This window comes from Pseudomonas sp. CM25, from assembly GCF_013179705.1.
Classification (GTDB): domain Bacteria; phylum Pseudomonadota; class Gammaproteobacteria; order Pseudomonadales; family Pseudomonadaceae; genus Aquipseudomonas.
Genome location: NZ_JABMCW010000400.1, coordinates 1 through 4,433, shown reverse-complemented (window position 1 = coordinate 4,433; position 4,433 = coordinate 1). Strand labels below are relative to the sequence as shown.

The following is a 4,433-nucleotide window of genomic DNA, read 5'->3' as shown; positions in this document are numbered from 1 at the left end:
CGCGGGCAAAGGTCAGGGTGCCGACGAACGGGTCCGTGGCGATCTTGAAGGCCAAGGCTGAAAACGGCTCGTTGTCGTCGGCGTGGCGTTCCAGATGGTGCTCTTCATTATCCGGGTCGGTGCCCTTGATAGCCGGGATCTCGGATGGCGCAGGCAGGTAGTCGATGACCGCATCGAGCATCAGCGGCACGCCTTTGTTCTTGAACGAGGAGCCGAGGATGGTCGGCACGATTTCGTTGGCGATGGTGCGCTGGCGCAGGGCCGCCTTGATCTCGTCGATACTCAGTTCCTCGCCGTCGAGAAACTTCAGGGTCAGCTCGTCATTTGCCTCGGCCGCGGCCTCTATCATGTGTGCCCGCCATTCGTCGGCCAGGGCCTGCAGGTGGTCGGGTATTTCTTCTTCGCGGTAGCTGGTGCCGTTGTCGGCGTCATTCCAGTAAATGGCCTTCATCTTCACCAGGTCGATCTGTCCGATAAAGTTTTCTTCGCTGCCGATGGCCAGCTGGATAGGCACCGGGTGATGCCCCAGCCGCTTGTCGATCTGCTTGACCACGCGCAGGAAATCGGCGCCCTGGCGGTCCATCTTGTTAATGTAGGCCAGCCGCGGCACATGGTACTTGTTGGCCTGGCGCCAGACTGTTTCGGACTGCGGCTCGACCCCGTCGGCGCCGCTGAACACCACAACCGCCCCATCCAGCACGCGCAGCGAGCGCTCGACCTCGATGGTGAAGTCGACGTGGCCGGGGGTGTCGATGATGTTGAAGCGGTACTTGTCGGCAAACTGCTTGGTCGAGCCCTGCCAGAAGGCCGTGGTCGCTGCCGAGGTGATGGTGATGCCGCGCTCCTGTTCCTGGGCCATCCAGTCCATGGTCGCGGCGCCATCGTGTACCTCGCCCATCTTGTGGTTGACCCCGGTGTAGAACAGGATCCGCTCGGTAGTGGTGGTCTTGCCTGCGTCGACGTGGGCGACGATGCCGATGTTGCGGTACAGCTCGATGGGCGTGGTGCGGGCCATGGCGGACTACCTGCGGATGGGCGGATTCCCCCACGTTAGCAGACCGGTAGAATCCTGCCGCGCCGCCGGGCCGTCAGTCGGTCTGGGCCTGCAGCAGCCACTGGCCTTCCACTTCGCGGGCCAGGCCGCTGGCTGGCAACAGCGCCAGCAGGCGGGTGTGCAGGGCGGCGTCGGTGAAGGTCTTGAGGGTGGTCAGGTCCAGCGTGCCGATCAGGTTGAGGTCGGCCTTGGTGTACGACAGCCAGGCTTTTTTCAGGAACTGGGCAACATCGCTGCCGGCAGTGCTGGCGAAGCGGCGATGCCATTGGCCACCGTCAAAAGTGAAATTGTGAGCATGGCTGTAGGTGCTTTCGTCGGCACCTTCGGTGCAGCGGTGGCAGCGGCACGGGCCTTCGCCAAAGGCATTGCGCAGGTAGCTGTTGAAGTCCACGACGGGCCTGAGGGACAGGCGTTTGTCGACATCGAACAGGTCGGCGATAAGGGGTTCTTCGGCGCTCACTCGGGATCCTCGTGTGGTGTGGCGTGCATCGGCGGGCACCCTAACAGATCGGGGCTGCCAGATCATCTTTTGCAGGCCCGGCCGGTTCGCGGGTGGACCCGCGAACCGGCCGGTAGAGACAACCGCGACCGCCTGCCGTACTCTACGCGCCTGTTAAGCCTATACATCCCTTTGAGGTAACCCGCTTGAGCACCAAGTACCCCTATACCGCCACCGTAACCATCAGCGCCGAAGACCGTGGGGGCGATATCGAGGCCTCGGAAAACCCCAAAATGCGCGTAGGCCTGGAGGCGGTCACCGAAACCCTGAAGAAGGTGCATTTCGTCGGTACGCTCGCGGCCCCTGAAAAAAATGCCACGCACATCTGTGTGACTCTGGAGAACGGGCTGACCTACTACGGCCCGATCGTCAACGGCCACGCCGAGCTCGAAGGCGGCTGGATTGCCTTCGAGTCCGACATGCTGACCCCGGAAGAGCTGGGCCTTTAAGCTTTAGTTCAACTCGGCGAGGCATTGCTCGAGAATATCCAGGCCTGCCTCGAGCACCTCGGCCTCGATGGTCAGCGGTGCCAGCAGGCGGATGATGTGCCGCGCCTTGCCGCTTGGCATCAGCAGCAGGCCCTTGGCCCGCGCCGTTTCCATCACCTTGGCCAGTTGCGCCGGTGCCGGGCTGCCGTCGGCATTGACGAACTCGATGCCGCGCATGGCGCCCACCCCGGTCAGGCGGCCGATGAACGGGCTCAGGCCTGATGCCTTCCAGCGTTGGTAGCGGCTGACGATGGCCTGCTCCTGGCGCTCCCCCCATGTGGCCACGTTTTCGTCGGTCATCTGCGCCAGGCTGGCCAAGGCTGCCGCACAGGCAATCGGGTTGCCCGAATAGGTGCCACCCAGGCCGCCCTTGGGCAGCGATGCCATCAGGTCCTTGCGCCCCACCACCGCACCCAGCGGCATGCCGCCGGCGATGCTCTTGGCCAGCAGCAGCAGATCAGGCTCGATGCCCAGGCGCGGGAAGGCGAAGCGCTGGCCGGTACGGCCGAAGCCCGACTGGATCTCGTCGATGATGATCAGGATGCCGTGTTCGTCGCAGAAACGGCGCAGGGCCTGGGCGAACATCGGGTCGAGCGCGAGGAAGCCGCCTTCACCCTGTACCGGCTCGAAGATGAACGCCGCCACGTCCTCCACAGCCAGCTCGACGCTGAACAGGCGCTCCATGGCCTTGAGCGCCTGCTCGCAGGTAACCCCGTTGTCGGCGCTGGGGTAGGGCAGGTGGTACACCGGCCCCGGCAGTTCGCCGACCCGCTGCTTGTACGGGGCGACCTTGCCGTTGAGGTTCAGGGTGGCCAGGGTGCGGCCATGGAAGCCGCCGTCGAAGGCGATGATGGCGCGTTTGCCGGTGGCTCCGCGGGCCACCTTGAGGGCGTTTTCTGCAGCTTCTGCTCCGCTGTTGGTGAGCATGCCGGCCAACGGGTAGCTGACTGGCACGAACTGGCTCAGCTGCGCCATCAGCTCCAGGTACGGGCCATGCGGGGCGGCGTTGAAGGCGTAGTGGGTGAGGCGGGTGGCCTGGGCCTGGATCGCTTCGACAACGGCCGGGTTGCAATGGCCCAGGTTGAGGACGCCGATACCGCCGACGAAGTCGATGTAATGTTTACCGTCGGTGTCCCAGACTTCGGCATTGCGGCCATGGGAAAGTGTGATCGGGTGAACGATGGCAATGGATTGGCTGATACTTTCCTGGTTCATGGGGCACGCGGACCTTGTTCGAGTTTCTTATTATCCAAGCGTGTTGGCGGGGTGTTCTGCAAACGAATTAATTGATTGCGGTCATTCCATGGATTCGTGATCTGGCCAATGTTTTGTGTTGGCTGTGCCGGCCTCTTCGCGGGCTTGCACAGGAGTAATCAATCCCCCTCAGCCACCCGCTCGCGAATCCACTGCACAAAGGCCCGTATCTTGGGCACCTCGGCGGCATGCTCGGCATGCGCAATGAAGTGCCTGCCATTGCTTGCCACCGGGTGGTCCCAGGCCACCACCAGCTTGCCTTCGCTGAGCTCCTCGGCTACCAGGTAGCGCGGAATCAAGGCAATGCCGCAGCCAGCGATGGCCGCGCGAATGCACAGGTAGAACGTGTCGAAACGCGGCCCGTGGTAGCTGTTCTGGCTATGCAGCCCCAGCCCCAGAAACCATTCATGCCAGGCCTCGGGGCGCGACACGCATTGCAACAAACGGTGCTCGGTCAGCGCCTGGGCGCTGGCGAACGGGTGATTGGCCAGCAGCTGAGGGCTGCATACCGGCACCACTTCTTCGCTGAACAACTCGATGCAGGTTGCCCCGGGCCAGGTGCCCTGGCCGAAGAAAAAGGCGATGTCAGCCTTGGCCTGGACCAGGTCGAACGGCTCCAGTTCGTTGCGTACATCCAGGTGAATACGCGGGTAGCGGTCGCCGAAACCCTTGAGCTTGGGCACCAGCCAGCGGGCACCGAAGGTGGGCTGGGTGGCGATGCGCAGCACTTCGGTCTCATCGCCATAGCTGAGGATGTAGCGGCTGGAGATGTCGATCTGGGTGAGGATCTTGTTCACTTCGGTGAGGTACAGCGCACCGGCCGGGGTCAGGTGCAGGCGCCGGCGAATGCGCTGGAACAGCGAGTGCGAGAGCATGTCCTCCAGCTGCGCCACCTGCTTGCTGACCGCGCTCTGGGTCAGGTGCAGTTCCTGGGCCGCGCGGGTGAAGCTGAGATGGCGGGCGGCCGCCTCGAAGCACTGGAGGGCGGTAGTCGAAGGCATCAGGCGTTTGGACATGACGGGCACATACCGAGCAAAAAAGGATGAAGTTCATTCCAAAGCGGAATCATGTGGTTCGAAAAGGTCGTTTGTTGACCCCGGCCTATAGATTAATACTGACCTGGATCAACGATTACAAC

General features: G+C 63.0%; 5 protein-coding genes. 1 reads left to right on the top strand and 4 read right to left on the bottom strand.

All coding sequences use genetic code 11. The features are described 5' to 3' along the window. Positions 1-1,015: translation factor GTPase family protein (locus HP546_RS26510; protein WP_172231698.1), on the bottom strand; the 1,015-nt coding region annotated here is incomplete at its 3' end. Between the two features lie 73 nt (positions 1,016-1,088). Next, complete coding sequence (locus HP546_RS26505) at positions 1,089-1,514, bottom strand: hypothetical protein (RefSeq protein WP_172231695.1); 426 nt, start codon at positions 1,512-1,514, stop codon at positions 1,089-1,091. Between the two features lie 185 nt (positions 1,515-1,699). Here HP546_RS26505 and HP546_RS26500 point away from each other — a divergent pair, with 185 nt between their 5' ends. Further along, a complete protein-coding gene (locus tag HP546_RS26500) occupies positions 1,700-2,002 on the top strand; it encodes a hypothetical protein (protein ID WP_172231692.1) in 303 nt (100 codons plus the stop codon). A gap of 3 nt (positions 2,003-2,005) precedes the next feature. On the opposite strand, the gene HP546_RS26495 is transcribed toward HP546_RS26500, so the two are convergent. Together HP546_RS26495 and gcvA are read right to left on the bottom strand one after the other, a co-directional pair. Beyond that, positions 2,006-3,256 (bottom strand): aspartate aminotransferase family protein, encoded by a 1,251-nt coding sequence (locus HP546_RS26495; RefSeq protein ID WP_172231689.1) that lies wholly within the window; start codon positions 3,254-3,256, stop codon positions 2,006-2,008. 158 nt (positions 3,257-3,414) lie between these two features. Beyond that, complete coding sequence (gene gcvA, locus HP546_RS26490) at positions 3,415-4,311, bottom strand: transcriptional regulator GcvA (RefSeq protein WP_172231686.1); 897 nt, start codon at positions 4,309-4,311, stop codon at positions 3,415-3,417. Between the last annotated feature and the right edge of the window lie 122 nt (positions 4,312-4,433).